Consider the following 19,027-nt stretch of genomic DNA (forward strand, 5'->3'; position numbering starts at 1 on the left):
TGGCGTCGGCTGCGAGTAGCGTTTGGATCCATGGCGGGTCGACGTGTCTTCGTGAGCGGCGTGGGCGGTGAACTCGGCATCCAGGTCGCCAGCATGCTGGAGGAGGAGCCGTGGGTCGGTGCGATCGCCGGAACCGATGCGGATCCGCCCCGGCGACGCCTCAAGCGTACGGCATATCACCGGATTCACCCCGACGAGCACGACCGCATCGTCAGCACGGTGATCGACTTCAACCCGCACGTGCTCGTGCACGTCGGGGTGTGGGAGCCCGACGCTCGCGCGGCACCGCAGGCGGCCGCGAGCCTGACCGACCAGGCAGCCACCTCGATCGTCGGCGCCGCCGCCGAGTGTTCCGCGCTCGAGAGCGTCATCGTCCGCAGCGGCATCCAGATCTACGGCCGCGCTCGCGGCGCGCTCACGCGTCCCGACGAGTTCGCCCCGATTCGTCCGACGTCGGAGTACGGCCGCACGCTCGCCGACATCGAGCGAACCGCGGCGAGCGTCGGTCGACGCGTCGGCGTGACCGTGGGGGCGGTACGGCTCGCGTCCGTGATCGGACCACACGTGCCGTCGCCGCTCGGTCGGATCCTGCGACTCCCGGCCGTGCCCTTCGCTGCGCCCGCCAATCCGGCCTTCGCGGTGATCCGCCAGACCGACGCGGCGCGGGCGATCGTGGCCGCCGCACGCGAACATCTCGCCGAACCCGTCAACGTCGTCGCCAACGGGGCGATCACGGCCACCCAGGCCGCCCGACGCGGGAGGCGACTGTCGATCCCGGTCGTGGGTCCGCAATGGCCGGTCGCCGGGCGACTCAGCCATCTCACCGGGGCACCGATGCCCGATCACGTCGTCGAGACTTTCCGGCGTGGCCATCTGGCCGACAACGGCCGAATGCTCGAGCTCCTCGGGTTGGTTCCCGAACAGACGACGCCGGACGTGATCGACGACCTGTACGGCTGGCCGAGCATCGTCCGCCGTCCGGCACGAAAGCAGATCGCATGATGAGCGCCGCCGACCGCCTCGCCGACGTGATCCCACTCGCCGGTCGCGTCGCGCCGACGGTCGAGTCGCTCGGCAACACCGTCAGCCGCACCGCAGCCGGAACGATGGCCGACGTCGTGGCTCGCGCTGGGTCGACCGTCAGCGAGCAGGTCGGCGGCGCGATCGGTTCGGTCGCCGACGTCGCAGCGACCAGCATTCGGGAGGTGACACGGCGACTCACCGACGAACCGGTCGACGCCACCGACGAGTGGGGCCGCGACCCGGTACTCGTGCGCAACATGCTGATCGCCGCGCGCCTGCGCTGGGATGTGTCGACCGGCGGCGACCAGCGTCTCCCGAAGCGCAACGGTGCGCTGATCGTCGTCAACTCGCCGAGGTGGTCACTCGCTTCGATCTTCGCCGCCTTCGCCGTGAGCGAGGCCGTCGACCGGCCGGTCCGCTTCGTCGGACGCCCCGACGACGACCTGTTCGGAGCGATGGCGAAGCGACTCGGCGGCTTGCTGCATCACCCCGACGAGGTGGCCGGAGCGTTGCGGGCATCCGAACTCGTCGTGCTCGCGGCTCGGCCGACGCGCAACCCGCGTACCGTCGGACCCATCGACCACACCATCGTCGGCTCGGCGATCCTCGCGGGCGTCAAGGTCTTTCCGGCTGCCACGACGTCGAATCCGTTCGCCCGAGGCGCTCGGGTCGAGATCGGCAACCCGACTCGGCCGCCGGCCAGCCGCCGCGGTCCGCTCGCCGAACTCGAACTCGCCGATCGCCTGCGCGTCGACATCACCAGCCTGCTGTCGAGCATGGGCGACATCAGCACCGGCACCCCGCTCGACTGGTTGCCGTTGAGCCAGATCGGAGCGCGCTGATGACCTACGTCCGCAGCAGCGACGGCACCCGAATCCACTACCAGGTGACCGGTCGACCGGGTGCACCGCCCGTGCTGTTCATCCAGGGTCTCGGCGCCTCGAAGAACGGGTGGATCCTGCAACGGATCGCTTCCGCGCCCTGGTATCAGGCGATCGCCCTCGACAACCGGGGGGCCGGTCGCAGCGACAAGCCACACGGTGCGTACTCACTCGAACAGATGGCCGACGACGCCGTCGCCGTACTCGACCATGCCGGCATCGAGACCGCGCACGTCGTCGGCGCGTCGATGGGCGGCGCCATCACGGCGATCCTCGGGGTCAAGTACCCCGAGCGCACCCGGTCGCTCACGCTCGCCTGCACGGCCGGGATGAATCATCCCTGGCGCGAAGAGATGCTCGTCGAGTGGCGTGACAACGCACTCGAGCACGGGATCGGTGCCATGAGCCGCGAAGCAGCCCGCTTCGTCATCGGACCCCGATCGTTTCGGCGCTTTCTCCCTGCGATGGGCTGGCTCGGCCCGCTCGCACTCGGCCGTCCTGCGCATGCGTTCGCTGCGCAGGTCGATGCGATCCTCAACGTCGACGCGTCGCTCAGCGATCGGCTCGACGAGATTCAGGTACCGGTCCTCGTGCTCGCCGGCAATCAGGACATCCTGACGCCACGCGGTGACAGCGAGGAGCTGGTCGACCGGATCGACACCGCAGAACTCGCGGTGATCAGCGGCGCAGCGCACGGGTTCATGTTCGAACACGCGTCGACGTTCAATCGGGTGCTGTTCGACTTCCTCGGGCGGGCGGAACGCGCCTGGGTCGAACGGGAATCGGCTCGCACGGGTTCGCTTGCCGATGCCGGCTGAGTGAGACTGCCCGGATGCCGAACCCACGCAAGGTCGTCATCGTCGGCGCCGGACTCTCCGGCCTCGTCGCCGGTCGCGAACTCCTCGATGCCGGCCTCGACGTCTGCGTCCTCGACAAGGGACGCTCGGTGGGCGGCCGTCTCGCCACGCGCCGGATCGGCGACGCTCGACTCGATCACGGCGCCCAGTTCTTCACCGTGCGCACGCCTGCGTTCCGACGACGTGTCGACGATTGGCTCGAACGCGGCATCGTCGCCGTCTGGAATCACGGCTTCGACGACGATGACGGCCACCCGCGCTACGTCGGCGCGACCGGGATGAACTCGATCGCCAAGGATCTGGCGGTCGGACTCGATGTCGAGACCTCGACGCTGGCGTTCGGGGTGCGACCGATGGAGGGAGTCGACGCTCCGCATCGCTGGGAGGTCGTGATCGACGACGGGACCACCCGTCCGGCCGATGCCGTGATCTTCACCTGCCCGCTCGTGCAGACGTTCGCGCTCCTCGCCGACATCGGCGTCTGGAAGAGCGGCGACGAGGCGACCGATGCAGCGCACGATGCGATTGTCGAACGCCACGGCATCCATCTCGATCAGCAACTGTTCCGCACGCAGTACGACCGCACGATCGCGCTGCTGGCGACCGTCGACGGCCCGACGGCGATCGGAGCAGCGGGCGGCGTCCAGCACGGCGACGACGTGTTCAGCTTCATCGGCGACAACCAGGCCAAGGGGATCAGCGAGGCACCGGCGATCACGTTCCACGCCAACGCCGAGTGGAGCGAAGCACACTGGGACGACGATTCCGCCGACACGCTCGCCGCCCTCGAAGCCGCAGCTCAGCCGTGGCTCGGCAGCGCGGCGATCGTCGAGCGGCAACTCAAGACGTGGCGCTTCGCCACCCCGCGCACGATCTGGCCCGACCCGTGCTGGTCGACCGCCGACGGCACGATCGTCGTCGCCGGCGACGCGTTCGCCGGCCCGAAGGTCGAAGGCGCTCACAACTCCGGCCTCGCCGCCGCTCACTCCCTTCTCGCCTGATCCACCGGTCGGCGCCCCGCCGCCGAGACGTGATGTCAGTCGCTGAGCACTTGGACGATCAGTTCGTTATACCACCGCGCTCGGTCCGCACGTTGGTGGCGATACCGAACCACCAGTGGCGCGCCGGCCCGCGTTCGGGATCGAACGAGTCGTACGACTGGAGCGCGCGTCGTCGAGGAACATCGTTCGAACAGCACGCTCGGTCGTGGCCGCGTCGTTCGAGCGTCGACGATCGTTCGGACGGTGCAACTCGTCCTCGGTGTTCAGGGGCACATCATGCTCTTGTTCGCCCGAGCGCTCACTGTTCGATCTTTCTCCACGGCCCGACATTCGAGGCCGGTCACGACTCGATCCACCGAACCGTCGCAGGCGGCTGGGCCGACGAGGCGGTCCGGTCTAGGTGACTTCGTCGCCGCAGACGACGTCGGTGACCTGGCGGGTCTCCAGGTCGACGATCGAGGTGCTGTTGGGACCGAAGCGGCGGAGGAAGTCACTGAAGCTCGTCACGTCGGCCGACTCCGGGCACTGACGAGTGATCACCGGCGGGTACGGGATCAGCCACCCGTTGGTGAACAGGGCGTACCCGTCGACGAGGTCGACGATCGGCGGCAGCACGACCGTGTCGCGTGGGCCGCGGGGCAACACCGCGAACCACAGCACCGCCTCGCCCAGGAGATCCGCGAAGACGACACAGCGATTCTCGTTGCGCAGGTTCGTGCAGGTGATCTCACCCGGAGTGCCGGGCGCGACGCGCAGGATTCGCTCCGGGCCGAGCACGACGTCCATGAACCCGGTGCTGCGACCGTCGACGCCGATCTCGAAGTCGGGTGAGCGCTCGAACGACTGCACGAGTTCGATCAGGTCGACACGCCGCTCGGTCGGCGCCAGTTCCTCGGCGACGACTTCGACCAGTTCCTCGTCGTCGGCGAACACGGCGTTCACGCCGAGCGCCAGGAGGCCCAACGCGACGAGTGCCGCGACGAGTCGGACGCTCAAGAGTTGCCGCACGGCTCCACGCTAACCCTGTGCGACGGCCGAGATGGCGGCACGATGGGCCGCCTCCGCGATGCGGTCGATCACCGCGTCGTCGTGGGCGACGCCGACGAAGATCGCCTCGTACGCGCCGGGAGCCATGGCGACGCCCTCGGCGAGCATCGCCTGGAAGAACGCTGCGTACATCGCTTCGTCGGTGCGCTTGGCGTCGTCGAAGTCACGCACCGGGTCGCCGGCGGCGTCGCCACACACCATGCCGAACAGCGTGCCGACCACCGGGAAGCTCGCAGCGAAGCCCGCCGACGCGCACGCGTCGCGCAGTAGCGACGCCATCCGACGGGCCCTGGCCATCAACTCGATGTAGACGTCGGGCGTCAGATTGTCGAGGGCGGCCAGCCCGGCAGCCGTGGCCAAGGGATTGCCCGACAAGGTGCCGGCGTGGAACACCGGGCCGAGCGGCGACAGGTGCTCCATGATGTCGCGTCGTCCGCCGACGCCACCGATCGGGAGACCACCGCCGATCACCTTGCCGAAGCAGGTGATGTCGGGACGCACGTCGAACTTCGCCTGTGCCCCGCCGGTGCCGAGCCGAAAGCCGGTGATCACCTCGTCGAAGATCAACAGCGCGCCGACGCGGTCGCACTCGGCGCGCAGCCCGGCCAGGAACCCATCGACCGGCGCGACCACGCCCATGTTCGCGGCAACCGGCTCGACGATCACGGCGGCCACCTGGTCGTCCAGTTGCGGAACGACGTTGTAGGGCACGACCATCGTCTCGGCGACCGAAGCGTTGGGGACGCCGGCCGTCCCCGGCAGGCCGAGCGTCGCGACGCCGCTGCCGCCCGCGACGAGCAGCGCATCGGTCGCGCCGTGGAAGTTGCCGGCGAAGGTGACGATCCGATCGCGGCCCGTCACCCCGCGGGCGAGACGGATGGCGGTGCTCGTCGCCTCGGTGCCGGAGTTCATCAGCCGCACGCGCTCGCAACTCGGCACGCGCTCGGAGATCGCCTCGGCGAGCTTCATCTCGCGCGGCGTCGGCGCGCCGTACGACGTGCCGTCACCCGCTACCGCGGTGAGCGCGGCGGTGATCGCCGGATGCGCATGGCCGAGGATGACCGCCCCGTAGCTCTGGACCAGATCGAAGTATGTGGTTCCCTCGACGTCGGTGATCGTCGCGCCGCTCGCACGAGCGACGACGTAGGGCTCGCCGCCGACCGCCTTGAACGCGCGGATCGAGGAGTTGACGCCACCGGGGATCGCTGCTTTCGATCGGGTGAACAGCGTCGAGTTCGAGGGCACACCGGCTCCGGTGCACGTCGTGGGGCTGCACCCCGCGTTCGGACACGCGACGGGGTCGCAGTACGGGATCATCTGGTCGGTCATCGTGCTCCGTTCGGGGCTGGCATCGGGATCGTCGACGAGCGGCCGCTCAGTCGATCGCGCCGGTGGCGGCTTGCTCGGCATACCAGCGCGTGAAGTAGGTGAGGATGATGTCGGCGCCGGCGCGTTTGATCGCGGTGAGATGTTCGAGCGCGACGGCGTCGGGGTCGATCCATCCACGCTCGCCCGCCGCGTGGATCATCGCGTACTCGCCGCTCACGTGGTACGCCGCGACCGGCACGTCGACGTGAGCGGCCACATCCGCGATCACGTCGAGGTAGGCGAGCGCCGGCTTGACCATCACCATGTCGGCGCCCTCGTCGAGGTCGAGGTCGACCTCGCGCAGCGCCTCGCGGACGTTGCGGTGGTCTTGCTGGTAGCCCTTGCGGTCACCGCCGTCGGCGATCGACACGTCGACGGCGTCACGAAACGGCCCGTAGAGCGCACTGGCGTACTTCGCCGAGTACGCCAGGATCGCCACGTCGAGGAATCCGGCGGCGTCGAGCGCGTCGCGGATCACGCCGACCTGGCCGTCCATCATCCCGCTCGGCGCGACCACGTGCGCACCGGCGCGAGCCTGGGCAACCGCCGCCTTGGCGTAGATCTCCAACGTGGCGTCGTTGTCGACGTCACCCTCGGGTCCGACGATGCCGCAATGGCCATGATCGGTGTATTCGTCAACGCAGAGGTCGGCCATCAACACGATGTCGTTGCCGTGGTCGGCCACGAGATCGCCGAGCGCCAGTTGCACGATGCCGTTCGGATCATAGGCACCGCTGCCGACCGCGTCCTTCGTCATCGGCACGCCGAACAGCATGACCGCCTTCACGCCGAGCTCGACCAGGTGCGAGACCTCGGCGCGCAGTGACGTGCGCGTGTGCTGGACGACGCCAGGCAGCGAACTGATGGGTTGGGGTTCGTCGATCCCTTCGCGCACGAAGAGCGGAGCGACGAGGTCGTCGACGCGCACGTGGACCTCGGAGACCAGCGAACGCATCGCTGCGGATCGGCGGAGGCGTCGAGGGCGCGAGATCGGTGGTTCGATGGATCGTCCGTTCGTTCCCGTCACGTCATCGAGCCTATTGCCGCTCGTGTCTCACCACTGGCCGTTATCGTCGCTGGCGTGTCGGTACAAGCGTGGTTCTCCAGCGACGAGGTCGAAATCGATCCGGGGTCGAAGGTCACGCTCAAGCTGTCCGTCCACAACCTGGGCGAATCCACCGAGAGCTACACCATCGTGCCGAGCGGCCTCACCGCCAACTGGATCACCGTGAGCCGCGGCAACATCACGCTCTTCGCCGGATCACAAGACGTGGTCGACGTCGAAGTCGACCCGCCGATGCTGCCGACGACGACCGCTGGTCCGACCGTCGTCGGCGTCCGCATCATCCCCAACGACGAGCCCGACGACACGATCGTCGCCGAGACGACGCTCGACGTGCAGCCGTTCGACGACCGTCGGATCGTCGCGCTCCAACCCGTGCTGCGAGCCCGCCGCCGCGCCAACTACGAGTTCATGGTCGAAAACCACGGCAACGGGCTGGCCAGCTGCCGACTTCGCCTGATCGATCCGACCAATCGCGTCGACGGTACGTTCGATCCCCCAGCGGTCGGCGTCGCCCCCGGCGGCGCCAGCTTGGTTCGCCTCAAGTCCAGGGCGGCGCGCAGCTTCCTGCGTCGTTCCACGCGCACGCTCGAGTTCGAAGTCGAGGCCGAACAGCCGGGCCATCCGCCGGCGGCGGCCGACCTGTCGCTGGTCCAGCCGCCCACCATTCCCGGTGCAGCGATCGGCCGTATCGCCGCGGTCGTCGTCGTGCTCGCTGCGGTCGCGGCGGCATGGTTCGGCGTCGTGCGCCCCGAGATCCGCGACGCCGCCGACGATCGCGTCGACGAACGGCTCTCGCAGTTCGAGACCCTCGTCGCCGAAGCGCAGGAAGCGGGGAGTACCGAAGTGGCGTTGCCGTCGACGTCTGTACCCACGAACACGATCGCCCCCGACGACGGCGAGCCGACGTTCTTCCGGCTCGAAACCGCTGCCGCGCTCACCGAGACCTCGAGCGAGTCGTTCACCGTGCCGGCCGGGCAGCTCTTCGATCTCACCGACCTGCGCATCGAGAACGCCAACAACGACAGCGGCGTCGCCATCTTGTCACTCAACGGCGACGACGCGTACCGCTGGCGTCTCGAGAACATCCGGGGCTCGCTGTTCGAACCTGGCATCACCCCGAAGCGATTGAACCCGAACGACAACGTGACCTTCAGCGTCCGCTGCGACACGGTCGGCGACCCAGCAGCCGGCTCCTGCGTCAACGCGATCAACGTCGGCGGCCGCGTCATCGACGTCGACGAACTCTGATCTCGTCACCGATCCGATGGCGCCCTCGGCCACCCGAGCGGCACCGCATCGAGTGTGTGCTCAGCCGAGGCCGAAGCCGGGGAGGCCGACGAAGGACTGATCGGACTCGATCACCTTCACCGGGGTACTGGCGGCGGCGCCTGAGGCCGTCTGGACGACGATGCGTCGATTCCCGCCACGCTCGGTCGACGAGACGGGCACGTTGACGGCGAAGTTGCCCTCGTCGTCGGTGACCGCAGTCACGGACGAGTTGGGACCATCGCCGAACACGACCGTCACCTCGGTGTTTGCCGGGTACTGCGATCCGGTGGCGAGGAACTCCCGGCCTGCTTCGACCTCGGCGGTGTCGAGCTCGACGAGCGGGGCGTACTTGCCATCCCCCGCGATGATCGCGGTGGTGTACTGGCCCGACACGGTGCCCAGCTCGAGCAGCGCCGTACGGCGACCGGCATCGGCGGGCGTGAAGGTGATGCCGACGCTGCACGCTGCGCGAGCGTTGAGTGGTCGGAAGGCGCAATTGTTGCTGGTGAACTCGAAGTCGGACGCGTGCGCCCCGGTGATCTCGAAGGAGCCGAGCGAGGTCGACGGGATCCCGATGTTCTCGACGTCGAGTTGCAACTCGACGCTGGACTCCCCGACGGTGACGACCGGGAAGTCGAGACCGGCCTGACGGATGCGCAGCGCTGGCTCGCCGCCCGATCCCGAAATCGTCGCCGACACGCTGACCGCGTCGAATCCGGCCTCCGACACTGTGAGCGTCGAGCTCGCCGCACCGCCCACTGCGGGGACGTACGACAGCGCCACGGTGCAACTTCCGCCAGCCGGAACCGCGGCACCGAGGAGGCAGGTGCTCCCGCGTTCGGTGTTGATGACGAATTGCGGGTTATCGATGGTGACCTCCGCAGGCTGGAACGTGGCCGGCCCGTCGTTGATGACGGCGACGTACCACTCGTCGCTCTCGAGGCCGATGAGCGTGGTCCCGAGGTCGGCATCAGCCATCGCCAACGACGGCTTCGTCGATCGGGCGACGACCTGGCGACCCCCGACCGCTCCGTCGACGACGAGTTCACTCGCCGCCGAGGTGTCGTAGACGGTCGTTCGGCCGGTATCGCTGAGGTCGGGATGTGCGTGGACCCCGGGCGTCGGCACGATGCCGTCGATCTCGGTGGTCACCCGCACGAGTGCACTGCGATGGAGTTCGGCCAGCAAGATCTCGCCGTCGTCGCCACTGCCGATCGCCGGTGCCTGGATGAGTTGCAGATTGGGAGCCTTGGACACGAAGGCGACGAGTTGTCCGTCGGCGGAGATCGACGACTGCGACGACGGGGCGATGCCCGCCACGGGGAGCGCTCCATCGCCTGGCTCGGCGTCGACGATGGCGCTGACCAGACGCGCCACGGGTGTCTCGGTCTCGCCGACATCGCCGTCGTCGTCGAGATCGCGATCGACGAGGAAGACCTGGCTCGGGCACTCCGCAGCGCACGGCGGGTACACCGCGTCGACGAAGGACGTGTCGGACGACGTGAACGTGACCACCGTGCCGTCGCGGGAGATGTCGGGCTCGGATGCGCCGACCGCTGACGCGACGCCATCGGACGTCTTCGAGATCAGCACCACGGCGAGGAACGGATCGGGTTCGGGGAGGTTCCAGACGTACACCTGCCTCGTCGCCGGGCCGCCTTCGACCGGGCCGACTCCCCAGACCGGCACCGCCTCGTCCGACAACGCGTCGGAGCGGTAGGCGAGATGAGAACCATCGTCGGACAGGACCGGCTGGTCGATGCCCGCGTGCGTGTACACCGTGTTCGGCGTGTCGCCGGGCATGCCGGCGACGAGACGCGAGCGGCCCGCATCGCTGACCGGCACGGCCAAGTCGACCAGCGACACCGTCGTCACTCCGTCGGCTTCGAAGAGGTGATCGGCCGGATGGGTGTAGGCGATGAGCGTGCCGGACCGGTTGAGCGTGGGCGCAGCGATGGCGACATCGTCACGAGCAAGCCCGCCGCTGCCGTTACGCGTCGACACGAGTTCCCAGTCACCGTCGATCCCGCCGCAGTGCGGCAAGGTCTTGCGATACACGTCCCAGCGGCCAGCCGTGTCGTCGTCGCGGAACACGTCGAGCGCCAGTTCGGTGACGGCGGCAACCGTGCAGCCGTCGCCCGAGATGACGGGAAACATCGTGTCGCCAGCGCGCAGCCCGTCGGGCACCGAGATCAGATCGGTGGTCTCGTCAGTGCTCCGATCGGTGAGATACACCGTCGACGCACGAGAGTCGGAGGCCTCACCCTCGACCTCAGATCGAGGTGCGCCGTGGAAGACCACGAAACGGCCGTCACCGGAGACCGAGGGATGCGCCCCGACGACGTCGCCGACGGCGAACTGTCCCGATGCGAGTTCGACGTCGTCGCGCACGGGGGCGTCATCGGCTTGCAGCAGGTGGACGTCAGGACGCGCGCCGACATCGGCCGCTCCTGTTCCGAGCAGCATGCTCGCTGCGAGCGCGGCACTCGATGCCGCAAGCCAGCGCTTGCTCCTGCCTGCTTCGCCCACGTCTCTCCTTCTTCGATCGGCGCAAAGTCTGCCAGATCGAGCGAACGCCGTCACCCCTTGACGCCCGAGCGCCATGAGATGTTCAACTCGTTCACCAGACCTGCGAGAGAATGATCGGCAGCAACACCGGTCAGCTTGAGCCCGTTCTGGCGCGCGACAGCAGCGGTCGACGGACCGATCGCGATGACATGAGCGGGAAGCAGTCGATCCGCATCGGAACCGAGTGCCTCCGCCCAACTCTGGGCCGCCGAACCGCTGGCGAAGAGCACGGCGTCGGCGTCTGCGATCACTGTCCGGTCATCGTCGAAAAGCGCCCGCAACTCGGTTCGGTAGGCCGTCGCCGTGGTAACCAGGTGCCCGGCCCTCCCCAGTTCGTCGTGCAGGGTGGAGGCGGCGCGGTCACCGAGTGCGAGCAGCACCCGTTGCCGCGGCTCACTGCGATGGGCGTCGACGAACTTCGCTGCGAGCGACGCTCCGAGTTGACGGCTGGGGACGAGGTCGACCTCCCGTCCGGCGAGGTCGGCGAGCCGACGAGCGGTCGCTGTGCCGACTGCCCCCAAACGCAACTCTCGATGAGCGTTCGCCGCCTGGCCGACCGCCTCGGCCCCAGCGACCGAGGTCACGATCAGCCAGTCGAAACGGGCGAGTTCGTCGAGTGCCGAGCGCAACGCCACACCGCCGTCGGGCGGACCGGTGATCTCGATCAGCGGAACGTGGAGGACGACGGCACCGCGCTCGTCGAGCAGCCGACCGAGTTCCCCCGGGTGGTCGCGCGTGACGACGACCCGGCAGCCTTCGAGCGCCCGCTCAACGGACATCATCCGATCCGATCGCTGCGAGCCGGTCGGTGACGCTCGCCGCCAGACGCTGCGCGAGTTCGAGGTCAGGTCCCCAGGCGTCGGTCGCATCGATCGACGAGGACAGCTCCACGCGCTCCGAGACCGATACGCCGCGGTCAGGGTCAGCGAGGAACACTCGCAGTGTGGCCCCGTCGACGTGCCCGGCTACGGGCAGCGAACAACCGCTGCCCAACTCGGCCAGGTACGCACGCTCGATCTCGACGGCGCGACGGGTCGCTGGGTGGTCGATGCGGCGCAACACCTCGGCGGTCGGTTCGTCGTCGGCGCGGCATTCGACGGCGACGCAGCCCTGCCCGACGGCCGGAACGAACTGGTCGATCGACAACACCTCGGCAACGTGGTCGGTGAGCTCGAGGATCTGCAGCGCCGCGATCGCCATCACGATCGAGCCGCGCTCGGGCACCTTCGAGAGCCGCGTCTCGATGTTGCCGCGCAACTCGTCGAAACGAAGATCGGGGCGCTGGGCTGCGAGCTGCGCCCGCCGACGAACCGATCCGGTCGCCACGGTGGCACCGGGGTCGAGGTCGTCGAGGGCGCGGCCGACGAGCACGTCACGCGGGTCACGGCGCTCGGTGAACGCAGCGAGCTGCAACCCGGCGGCGACCTCGGACGGGAGGTCCTTGGCCGAGTGCACGGCGATGTCCGCGGTGCCGTCGAGGACCGCTCGCTGCACCTCTTTCACGAACACGCCCTGCCCGCCGATCGAATGCAGCGGGACACCGTCGGCCTGGGTTCGATCCCCGATCGTGTCGATCACGATCAACTCGACCGGCCGATTCGTCACTCGCTCAATCGCTGAGGCGATGGCGGTCGACTGCGTCATCGCCTGTCGGGAGCCTCGCGTCGCGATACGCAGCGGCTGGACACTCACCTGAGCTCGCTCAACCGAGATCGAACAGGTCGCGCACGGCTGCTGCGTTGCGGTCACCTTGCGGCGTGCCGGCCTGCGTCTTGAGTCGAACCGACGGTTCGTGCAGCAGTTTGGCGACGATCGCCTTCGTGAGCGCCTCGACCGACCGGCGTTGTGCGTCGTCGAGCCCGGACAAGCGCGAAGCGAAACGCTCGAGTTCGGCGAGGCGAACCGCTTCGACAGCAGCGTGCATCGAGGCCACGAGCGGCGCCGCCTGGCGGGCCGTGGATTCGACAGCGAAGTTCTCGACCTCTTCGCGAACGATGGCGCGCACTCGCTCGGCTTCGAGCTCGCGATGGGCGCGGCCTCGATCGGCCCAGTCGCGTAGATCGTCGAGGTCGAACGCGGTCACTTCGGGGAGTTCGGCAACGCTGGGCTCCACGTCGCGCGGCAAGCCGATGTCGAACACCAGCAGCGGCGTCGACGACGACGCCCGCGCTGTTCGGACGAGCTCTTGCGTGATGACCGGTTGCCCCGATCCCGTGCCGGCGATCACCACGTCGGCCTCCGCGAGCGACGACGCCAACGCATCGAAACCGACCGCTTTGCCTTCGACCCGTTCGGCGAGTGCCGCCCCGCGCTCGGGTGTGCGGTTGACCACGGTGATGTGAGCACCACCCGCCTTGCGCAAGGCGATGGCGACGCCTTCACCCATCGCTCCGGCACCGACGACGATCACTCGCTTGCCAGCCAGATCGTCGAGCACGTCATCGAGCATCTCGACCGCAGCGTGACTGATCGATGCGGTGCCGCGACCGATCGCCGTCTCGCTGCGAGCGCGCTTGCCGGCCGCGATCGCCGACCGGAACAGCAGTCCGAGGCTGGTCCGCGCAGCGGATTCGGCTTGAGCAACGTCCCACGCCACTCGCACCTGGCCGAGGATCTCCGATTCGCCGAGCACGGCAGAATCGAGCCCCGAGGCCACCTCGAACAAGTGCGTCACTGCGCCCTCGTCGTGCTCGCTGAACACGTGAGGCGACAGTTCGTCGACGTCGATGTCGCCGATGCTGCACAGGAAGTCGCGTACGTCGCCGTAGGCGCCGTGGAAGCGCTCGGCGACCACGTAGACCTCGGTGCGATTGCACGTCGAGAGGATCACCGCTTCACGGATGTTGTCACGCTTGGACAGGCCGGCGACGGCCTTGCCGAGTTCGTCGGGGGTGATCGCCAACCGCTCCAGCAGCGGCAGTGGCCCACTGCGATGATTGACGCCGACGACGAGAATGGACATGACGACGCCAGCCTAGGCCGATGCCCCGCGGCGACCCGTGCCGGGCACCGATTGGAGGCTGGTCGCCTGTCGGGCATTGGCGCGACGCTGCTCGTGATAGCTGAGGATCTGCAACTCGACCGCCAGGTCGACCTTGCGCACGCTGACCCCGTGCGGTGCGGTGATCACACTCGGTGCGAAGTTCAAGATGCTCGTCACACCGGCTGCCACGAGCGCGTCGGCGGCATCCTGAGCTGCTGAGCCAGGGGTGGTGATCACACCGATCGAGATGTTCCGAGCTTGCACGACCTGCGCGAGTTCGCCGACATGGCGCACTCGCACTCCACCGATCAGCGTGCCGACCTTGCGATCGTCGATGTCGACGATGCCGCCGACGGGGAAGCCGCGCTCGGTGAAACCGCCGTGGCCGGCCAGTGCCTGGCCGAGGTTGCCGGCGCCGACGATGACGACATCCCACTCGTGGGTGAGCCCGAGCTCTCGCTTGATCTGGTAGACGAGGAACTCGACCTCGTAGCCGACCCCGCGGGTGCCGTAGGACCCGAGGTACGAGAGATCTTTGCGGACTTTGGCGGCGTTGACGCCCGCCAGCTCGGCCAGCTCCTCGGAGGAGATGTTGGTCACGCCGAGGTCGAACTGATCACTCAGCAGTTGTAAGTACACCGGCAGCCGTGAGACGGTCGCTTCGGGGATCCTCCGACGTGTGCGTTGCCCAGCCATGGTCTGATCACGCTAGAACGCATGTGCACGTTTTCACAAAGCCAGCCGGTCGGTTTCGGTGTGGTTTTCGACACCGTTCAGCTCCGTTGAGCCCGGGGCAGCCCGGTGCGCCACCGTTTCCGGCCGTGCAACGGATCGTGTCACAGCCGCAGCAGCGAGATGATCCCAGCGATGAGGATCACCGCCAGCAGCAGGCCAAGTGTCAGAGTCGTTGCCGGGCGCACGACGACGACGTTATCGCCGCGGACCCGGAGCGATCGTCACGGGCTGCGGAGAACCAGCCGACGAGACACCATCGTCATCAGCGGGCGACAAGGTCACCTGGTCGCCCACGTCGAGGCCCAACTCCTCGGCGACCGAGCGTTCGTTCATCACGACCGCGAGCATGCCGCTGCCGTCGACGAGCATGCCGATCGCGCCTGCGCCGACCTCGGCGAACGCGTCGACTCGTACCACGCTGCGCGTCGTGCCACCACTGGGGTCGGTGGGCGCGCTGAAGCGCACGGTCAATCGTTCACCGAACGTGTCGGCGAGATCGTCGACGCCGACGTTCAACTGCGCGTTGCCGAAGCGGTCGACCCACAGGACCTGGGCGATCACGCGCTCGGCGTCGGCCTGCGGGAGCGGTACGACGCCAGGCATCAACAGATCGGCGTCGATCTCGTCGCCGAGTTCGGCGAGATCGACGCCGTTGCACAGATGCGCGGCCGCCGGGGCGAACACGTCGCGGCCGATCGATGTCAAGCCGGGCGACGCGAGTTGATACTCCGAGTTGGTCAGCGACACCGTCCGACCGGCGCCACCGGTCATCGCGACCGCCGGGGCGAGCAGCCCGTTGTCCGGCCCGATGAGCACACCTTCGCCGTCCGCGACTTCGATCGCGACCGCACGTCGAGCGGTGCCCACCGTCGGATCGACCGCCGCGATCACGATGCCCGATGCGACGTAGCTGATCGACCGTGCCAATGCGAGCGAGCCGGCACGGACGTCGAAGGGAGGCACGCCGTGTGTGAGATCGATGATGTGAGCGTGCGGAGCGAGTTCGCGGATCACCGATTTGACGACGCCGACCAGTTCGTCATCGGTGCCGTAGTCCGACAGGAACGAAATGGTGTCGTAGCGGCGGCCCATGCACGGGTGACGTTATCGACCTGCCCGATCGACGTGCCCGACCGAAGTCTGCGTGCGAGACGAACTCCGAGTTCGATCCAGGCCCGGACGCGACAAGGGCCGGTGCCAACCCCCCGATGGCACCAGCCCCTGTCGGCGCTCTTCGCCGTCTCCGGCGAATGCGTCTCCACGCCCCACAATGTAGACGCCAGTTCGCGATGTGACAAGGGGCACGCTGAAAATTGGCGTTCTCAGCGCCGTTGCCGGTGACGACGCGCCGATTCGTGATGCCAGTACCGAGACTCAGCCGAGCTCGCGGCTGCGGGCCGTCGCGGCCGTGACGGCGTCGCCGAACGCTGCTCGAACAGCATGACGCTCGAGGCGAGCGAGCCCGGCAGCGGTGGTGCCGCCCGGTGAGGTGACGTTGGCGCGCAACTGTGCCGCGTTGCCGTCGCGCGCGAGCAGCGTCGATGATCCGAGCAACAACTGGGTGACCACGCGCTCGGCCGTCGCCCGAGGCAGCCCTTCGACCACGGCCGCATCGGTCAACGCTTCCGCGACGAGGAACACGTAGGCAGGGCCCGAACCGGCGACACCGGTGAAGACGTCGAGCAGCGGCTCGGGCAACCGCTCGACGATGCCCACCGACGCGAGGATCGACTCAGCCCAGTCGAGGTCGTCGTCGGTCGCCGTCGACCCGCCGACGATCGCCGAGGCCCCCTCGCCGACGAGCGCTGGCGTGTTCGGCATGCATCGCACCACCGCGACGTCAGCGCCAGCCGCCCGCTCGAGCGACTCGAGCGTGACCCCTGCTGCGATCGACAGGATTCGGCGAGCACCACCTGCGACGGCGTGCTCGATCGCAGCAGCGACGCTGGCCGGCTTGACCGCGATCACCGCCGCTCGACACGGCGGTACCTCCGCGACGACCCGCACCCCGGGCAACAGGTGAGCCAGTTCGTCTCGGCGGGCGTCGACCACCTCGACGACGGCGAGACCGGCCACGGCGACGCCGGCGTCGATCATGCCGCTGGCCAGCGCGGCACCCATGTTGCCGCCGCCGACCATCACGATCTCGAACGGCGGCTCCGCGTGCTCGGTTTCGGCGTGCATCTCCACTGCGTCGTCAGTCACGACGGCGAAGTTACTCCCCCATTCGCGCTCCAGCGTCCGGGCAGCCGCCGGGGTACCCGACTCCCCCGAAGGCGCCCGCCCGGACGACGTGTCCGTGGGTGGCCGCGCAGGAGGAACGGAACGTCAGGTTCCCGACAGAACCCGGCCGTGGTGCGTCGAGATGGCTCAGTCCGCGAAGCGCGAGGCGAACCCGATCTTCAGCAGCCCGCGGAAACACTGCTCGACCGTCGCGTAGGTCGTGCCGAGGATGCGATCGATCTGATCCTTGTCGACCGTCGAGGTCAGGACGTCGCCGCGCAAGTAGACCGCGTCCTCGTCGCCGATCGAGAAGTGTGCGCCGACGAGGCGATCGTTGCGACGCAGCAGGTTCTCGTAGAGGGCCTCCGCATTCTCCTCCGGAGCGGGGAGTACGTAGGCCTCATAGCGCACGGTGCGCTGACCGAGCGTGAGCCACACCGTCGTGTAGTCCTTTTCCTCGCCTCGCATGCGGACGTACCAGCGGATCGTGCCGTCGTCGCTGCGGTCGATGGCCACGATGTGGGTCTCGTCGCGTGCGAGTTCGGCGAGCCATTCGTCGATCTGGCGCTCCAGCACCGCGAGTTCTCCGGCGTCGTGTGCCTTCGTCATGCGAACAGGTATACCCGGCGACCGCCGGCCCACGCCGGATCGAGACACAACTCCCACCGTGACCCCCACCGGGATGCGAACCAGGGTTCGCACCGGGATGCGAACACGAGGTCGCTCAACGGCATTCGACCAACGGCCGATGCGCGAGGTCGATGTAGAGCTCGCGCAAACGCTGCGCGGCAGCCCGCCACGTGTAGCGCCGTGCGTTGTCGACGGCGGCGGCGCCCATGGCCGCTTGCAGCGCGTCGTCGCCGAGGATGCTCGCAAGGGCCGCCGCGTAGTCGGCGGGATTGCGCCCCTGGATCAACCGCCCCGTGACGCCGTCGTCGACGAGGCTCAGCAGCCCACCGACCGCAGATGCAACGACCGGAATGCCGCAGGCTGCGGCCTCCAGTGCGACCAATCCGAAACTCTCGCTCCGGCTGGGCACGATGACCGCATCGGCAGCCCGGTAGTACGTCGACAGGATGTGGTGCGGTTGCGGCGCGACGAACGCGACGCGGTCGTGCAGCCCGAGTTCGTCGACGAGCGCATGGGCCCGCTCGGTCTCGGTGTCGCCCTCGTGTCCACTCGCGCCACCGACGATGAGCAACGACGCGTCGTCGATGCTGTGATCGGCCAGAAGTGCCAGCGCCCGGATCGCGACGTCAGGTCCCTTCAGCGGCTGGATTCGTCCGACGAACAGCACCATCGGTGCATCGGGGTCGAGACCGAGCGCGTGTCGAGCACCGTGGCGAGCACCAGGGGCGAAGAAGGCCTGCTCCACACCGGGCGCGACGATCTCGATGCGTCCCCGCGGATCGCCGTAGAGACGTCGGAACTGCTCTTCTTCCTCGACGCAGCTCACGCACACGGCGTCCGCGCAGTGGATGATCTCCGCTTCGGCCCGGTCACGCCATTCCGGCTCGGGGTCCCCACCTTCGGCCTTGACACGGGCGAGCGTGTGGAACGTCGACACGAACGGCACGTCGAGCGCGTGCTTGAGGTGGTGCCCGACCACACCGCTGAGCCAGTAGTTGCCGTGGATGACGTCGGGCGGTCCGTTGACGTCGAACCATTCCATCACCCCGTGGCAGAACTGATCGGAGACCTCCGGCAACGCTTCTTTGGGAAGATGATGGGGGCCGGCTTCGATGTGCACGACGCGATGGTTCGGTTCGACGAGCACTTCGGGCGCGAGCCCCTCGCGGTCGGCCCGGGTGAACGTGACGCACTCGATACCGCTCTGCGACAGCGACGAGACGAGTTCGCGCACGTACACGTTCATGCCACCGCTGTCACCCGATCCCGGCTGCAGCAGCGGCGAGGTGTGCAACGAGATGATGGCGACGCGCCGAACGGGATCGGCGAGGTGACGGGGGGATCCGGACGACACGCGAGGTGATGTGACGTGATCG

General features: G+C 68.3%; 17 protein-coding genes. 5 read left to right on the forward strand and 12 right to left on the reverse strand.

Going from position 1 to position 19,027, the window contains the following annotated elements; genetic code table 11:
- Nucleotides 1-30: 30 nt before the first annotated feature.
- From ACE37B_RS10045 to ACE37B_RS10060, 4 genes are read left to right on the forward strand one after another with little or no spacing between them, the layout of a single operon-like run.
- A complete protein-coding gene (locus tag ACE37B_RS10045; RefSeq protein ID WP_409923189.1) occupies nucleotides 31-1,002 on the forward strand; it encodes an NAD-dependent epimerase/dehydratase family protein in 972 nt (323 codons plus the stop codon).
- A complete protein-coding gene (locus ACE37B_RS10050) occupies nucleotides 999-1,865 on the forward strand; it encodes a hypothetical protein (RefSeq protein WP_409923190.1) in 867 nt (288 codons plus the stop codon). Before ACE37B_RS10045 ends, ACE37B_RS10050 begins: the two co-directional genes overlap by 4 nt.
- Nucleotides 1,865-2,722, forward strand: coding sequence for an alpha/beta fold hydrolase (locus tag ACE37B_RS10055; RefSeq protein WP_409923191.1), 858 nt, complete (start codon nucleotides 1,865-1,867; stop codon nucleotides 2,720-2,722). Before ACE37B_RS10050 ends, ACE37B_RS10055 begins: the two co-directional genes overlap by 1 nt.
- 14 nt (nucleotides 2,723-2,736) lie before the next feature.
- The gene (locus tag ACE37B_RS10060) at nucleotides 2,737-3,762 is read left to right on the forward strand and encodes an NAD(P)/FAD-dependent oxidoreductase (protein ID WP_409923192.1); all 1,026 of its coding nucleotides are present in this window, start codon (nucleotides 2,737-2,739) and stop codon (nucleotides 3,760-3,762) included.
- A gap of 396 nt (nucleotides 3,763-4,158) precedes the next feature.
- Here the strand turns inward: ACE37B_RS10060 and ACE37B_RS10065 are convergent, their stop codons facing one another.
- From ACE37B_RS10065 to hemB, 3 genes are read right to left on the reverse strand one after another with little or no spacing between them, the layout of a single operon-like run.
- On the reverse strand, nucleotides 4,159-4,770 hold the full coding sequence (locus tag ACE37B_RS10065; protein WP_409923193.1) for a hypothetical protein: 612 nt from the start codon (nucleotides 4,768-4,770) through the stop codon (nucleotides 4,159-4,161).
- A 9-nt stretch (nucleotides 4,771-4,779) separates the two neighbouring features.
- A complete protein-coding gene (locus ACE37B_RS10070; RefSeq protein WP_409923194.1) occupies nucleotides 4,780-6,138 on the reverse strand; it encodes a glutamate-1-semialdehyde 2,1-aminomutase in 1,359 nt (452 codons plus the stop codon).
- Nucleotides 6,139-6,184: 46 nt separating this feature from the next.
- Entirely contained in the window at nucleotides 6,185-7,204 is a 1,020-nt protein-coding gene (gene hemB / locus ACE37B_RS10075) for a porphobilinogen synthase (protein ID WP_409923195.1), read from the reverse strand.
- A 54-nt stretch (nucleotides 7,205-7,258) separates the two neighbouring features.
- On the opposite strand from hemB, the gene ACE37B_RS10080 reads away from it, so the two are divergent.
- Nucleotides 7,259-8,491, forward strand: coding sequence for a hypothetical protein (locus tag ACE37B_RS10080; protein WP_409923196.1), 1,233 nt, complete (start codon nucleotides 7,259-7,261; stop codon nucleotides 8,489-8,491).
- A gap of 60 nt (nucleotides 8,492-8,551) precedes the next feature.
- On the opposite strand, the gene ACE37B_RS10085 is transcribed toward ACE37B_RS10080, so the two are convergent.
- From ACE37B_RS10085 to ACE37B_RS10125, 9 genes are all read right to left on the reverse strand, one after another.
- Nucleotides 8,552-11,041, reverse strand: coding sequence for a choice-of-anchor D domain-containing protein (locus ACE37B_RS10085; protein WP_409923197.1), 2,490 nt, complete (start codon nucleotides 11,039-11,041; stop codon nucleotides 8,552-8,554).
- 50 nt (nucleotides 11,042-11,091) lie between these two features.
- Nucleotides 11,092-11,862, reverse strand: a complete 771-nt coding sequence (locus ACE37B_RS10090; RefSeq protein ID WP_409923198.1) for a uroporphyrinogen-III synthase — start codon at nucleotides 11,860-11,862, stop codon at nucleotides 11,092-11,094.
- A complete protein-coding gene (gene hemC / locus ACE37B_RS10095) occupies nucleotides 11,849-12,829 on the reverse strand; it encodes a hydroxymethylbilane synthase (RefSeq protein WP_409923199.1) in 981 nt (326 codons plus the stop codon). Before hemC ends, ACE37B_RS10090 begins: the two co-directional genes overlap by 14 nt.
- Nucleotides 12,783-14,042: a glutamyl-tRNA reductase gene (locus tag ACE37B_RS10100; RefSeq protein ID WP_409923200.1), complete on the reverse strand. Its 1,260-nt coding sequence runs from the start codon at nucleotides 14,040-14,042 to the stop codon at nucleotides 12,783-12,785. The genes hemC and ACE37B_RS10100 overlap by 47 nt, the downstream gene beginning before the upstream one ends.
- Before the next feature lie 12 nt (nucleotides 14,043-14,054).
- A complete protein-coding gene (locus ACE37B_RS10105; RefSeq protein WP_409923201.1) occupies nucleotides 14,055-14,759 on the reverse strand; it encodes a redox-sensing transcriptional repressor Rex in 705 nt (234 codons plus the stop codon).
- Nucleotides 14,760-14,993: 234 nt separating this feature from the next.
- Nucleotides 14,994-15,890: an S-adenosyl-l-methionine hydroxide adenosyltransferase family protein gene (locus tag ACE37B_RS10110; RefSeq protein ID WP_409923202.1), complete on the reverse strand. Its 897-nt coding sequence runs from the start codon at nucleotides 15,888-15,890 to the stop codon at nucleotides 14,994-14,996.
- A 282-nt stretch (nucleotides 15,891-16,172) separates the two neighbouring features.
- Complete coding sequence (gene proC / locus ACE37B_RS10115; protein ID WP_409923203.1) at nucleotides 16,173-17,003, reverse strand: pyrroline-5-carboxylate reductase; 831 nt, start codon at nucleotides 17,001-17,003, stop codon at nucleotides 16,173-16,175.
- A 165-nt stretch (nucleotides 17,004-17,168) separates the two neighbouring features.
- A complete protein-coding gene (locus ACE37B_RS10120) occupies nucleotides 17,169-17,630 on the reverse strand; it encodes a YbjN domain-containing protein (RefSeq protein ID WP_409923204.1) in 462 nt (153 codons plus the stop codon).
- A 115-nt stretch (nucleotides 17,631-17,745) separates the two neighbouring features.
- Entirely contained in the window at nucleotides 17,746-19,005 is a 1,260-nt protein-coding gene (locus tag ACE37B_RS10125) for a glycosyltransferase (RefSeq protein ID WP_409923205.1), read from the reverse strand.
- Nucleotides 19,006-19,027 lie beyond the last annotated feature (22 nt).

The organism is Ilumatobacter sp. (genome assembly GCF_046290335.1).
In the GTDB taxonomy this organism is placed as follows: Bacteria; Actinomycetota; Acidimicrobiia; order Acidimicrobiales; family Ilumatobacteraceae; genus Ilumatobacter_A.

Bases quoted from the DNA above. Each gene is read 5' to 3' on its own strand.
- ACE37B_RS10045 (WP_409923189.1), top strand. From the start codon at position 31: ATGGCGGGTCGACGTGTCTTCGTGAGCGGCGTGGGCGGTGAACTCGGC.
- ACE37B_RS10060 (WP_409923192.1), top strand. From the start codon at position 2,737: ATGCCGAACCCACGCAAGGTCGTCATCGTCGGCGCCGGACTCTCCGGC.
- ACE37B_RS10055 (WP_409923191.1), top strand. From the start codon at position 1,865: ATGACCTACGTCCGCAGCAGCGACGGCACCCGAATCCACTACCAGGTG.
- ACE37B_RS10105 (WP_409923201.1), bottom strand. From the start codon at position 14,759: ATGGCTGGGCAACGCACACGTCGGAGGATCCCCGAAGCGACCGTCTCA.
- ACE37B_RS10050 (WP_409923190.1), top strand. From the start codon at position 999: ATGATGAGCGCCGCCGACCGCCTCGCCGACGTGATCCCACTCGCCGGT.
- ACE37B_RS10070 (WP_409923194.1), bottom strand. From the start codon at position 6,138: ATGACCGACCAGATGATCCCGTACTGCGACCCCGTCGCGTGTCCGAAC.
- ACE37B_RS10110 (WP_409923202.1), bottom strand. From the start codon at position 15,890: ATGGGCCGCCGCTACGACACCATTTCGTTCCTGTCGGACTACGGCACC.
- ACE37B_RS10090 (WP_409923198.1), bottom strand. From the start codon at position 11,862: ATGATGTCCGTTGAGCGGGCGCTCGAAGGCTGCCGGGTCGTCGTCACG.
- ACE37B_RS10100 (WP_409923200.1), bottom strand. From the start codon at position 14,042: ATGTCCATTCTCGTCGTCGGCGTCAATCATCGCAGTGGGCCACTGCCG.
- ACE37B_RS10120 (WP_409923204.1), bottom strand. From the start codon at position 17,630: ATGACGAAGGCACACGACGCCGGAGAACTCGCGGTGCTGGAGCGCCAG.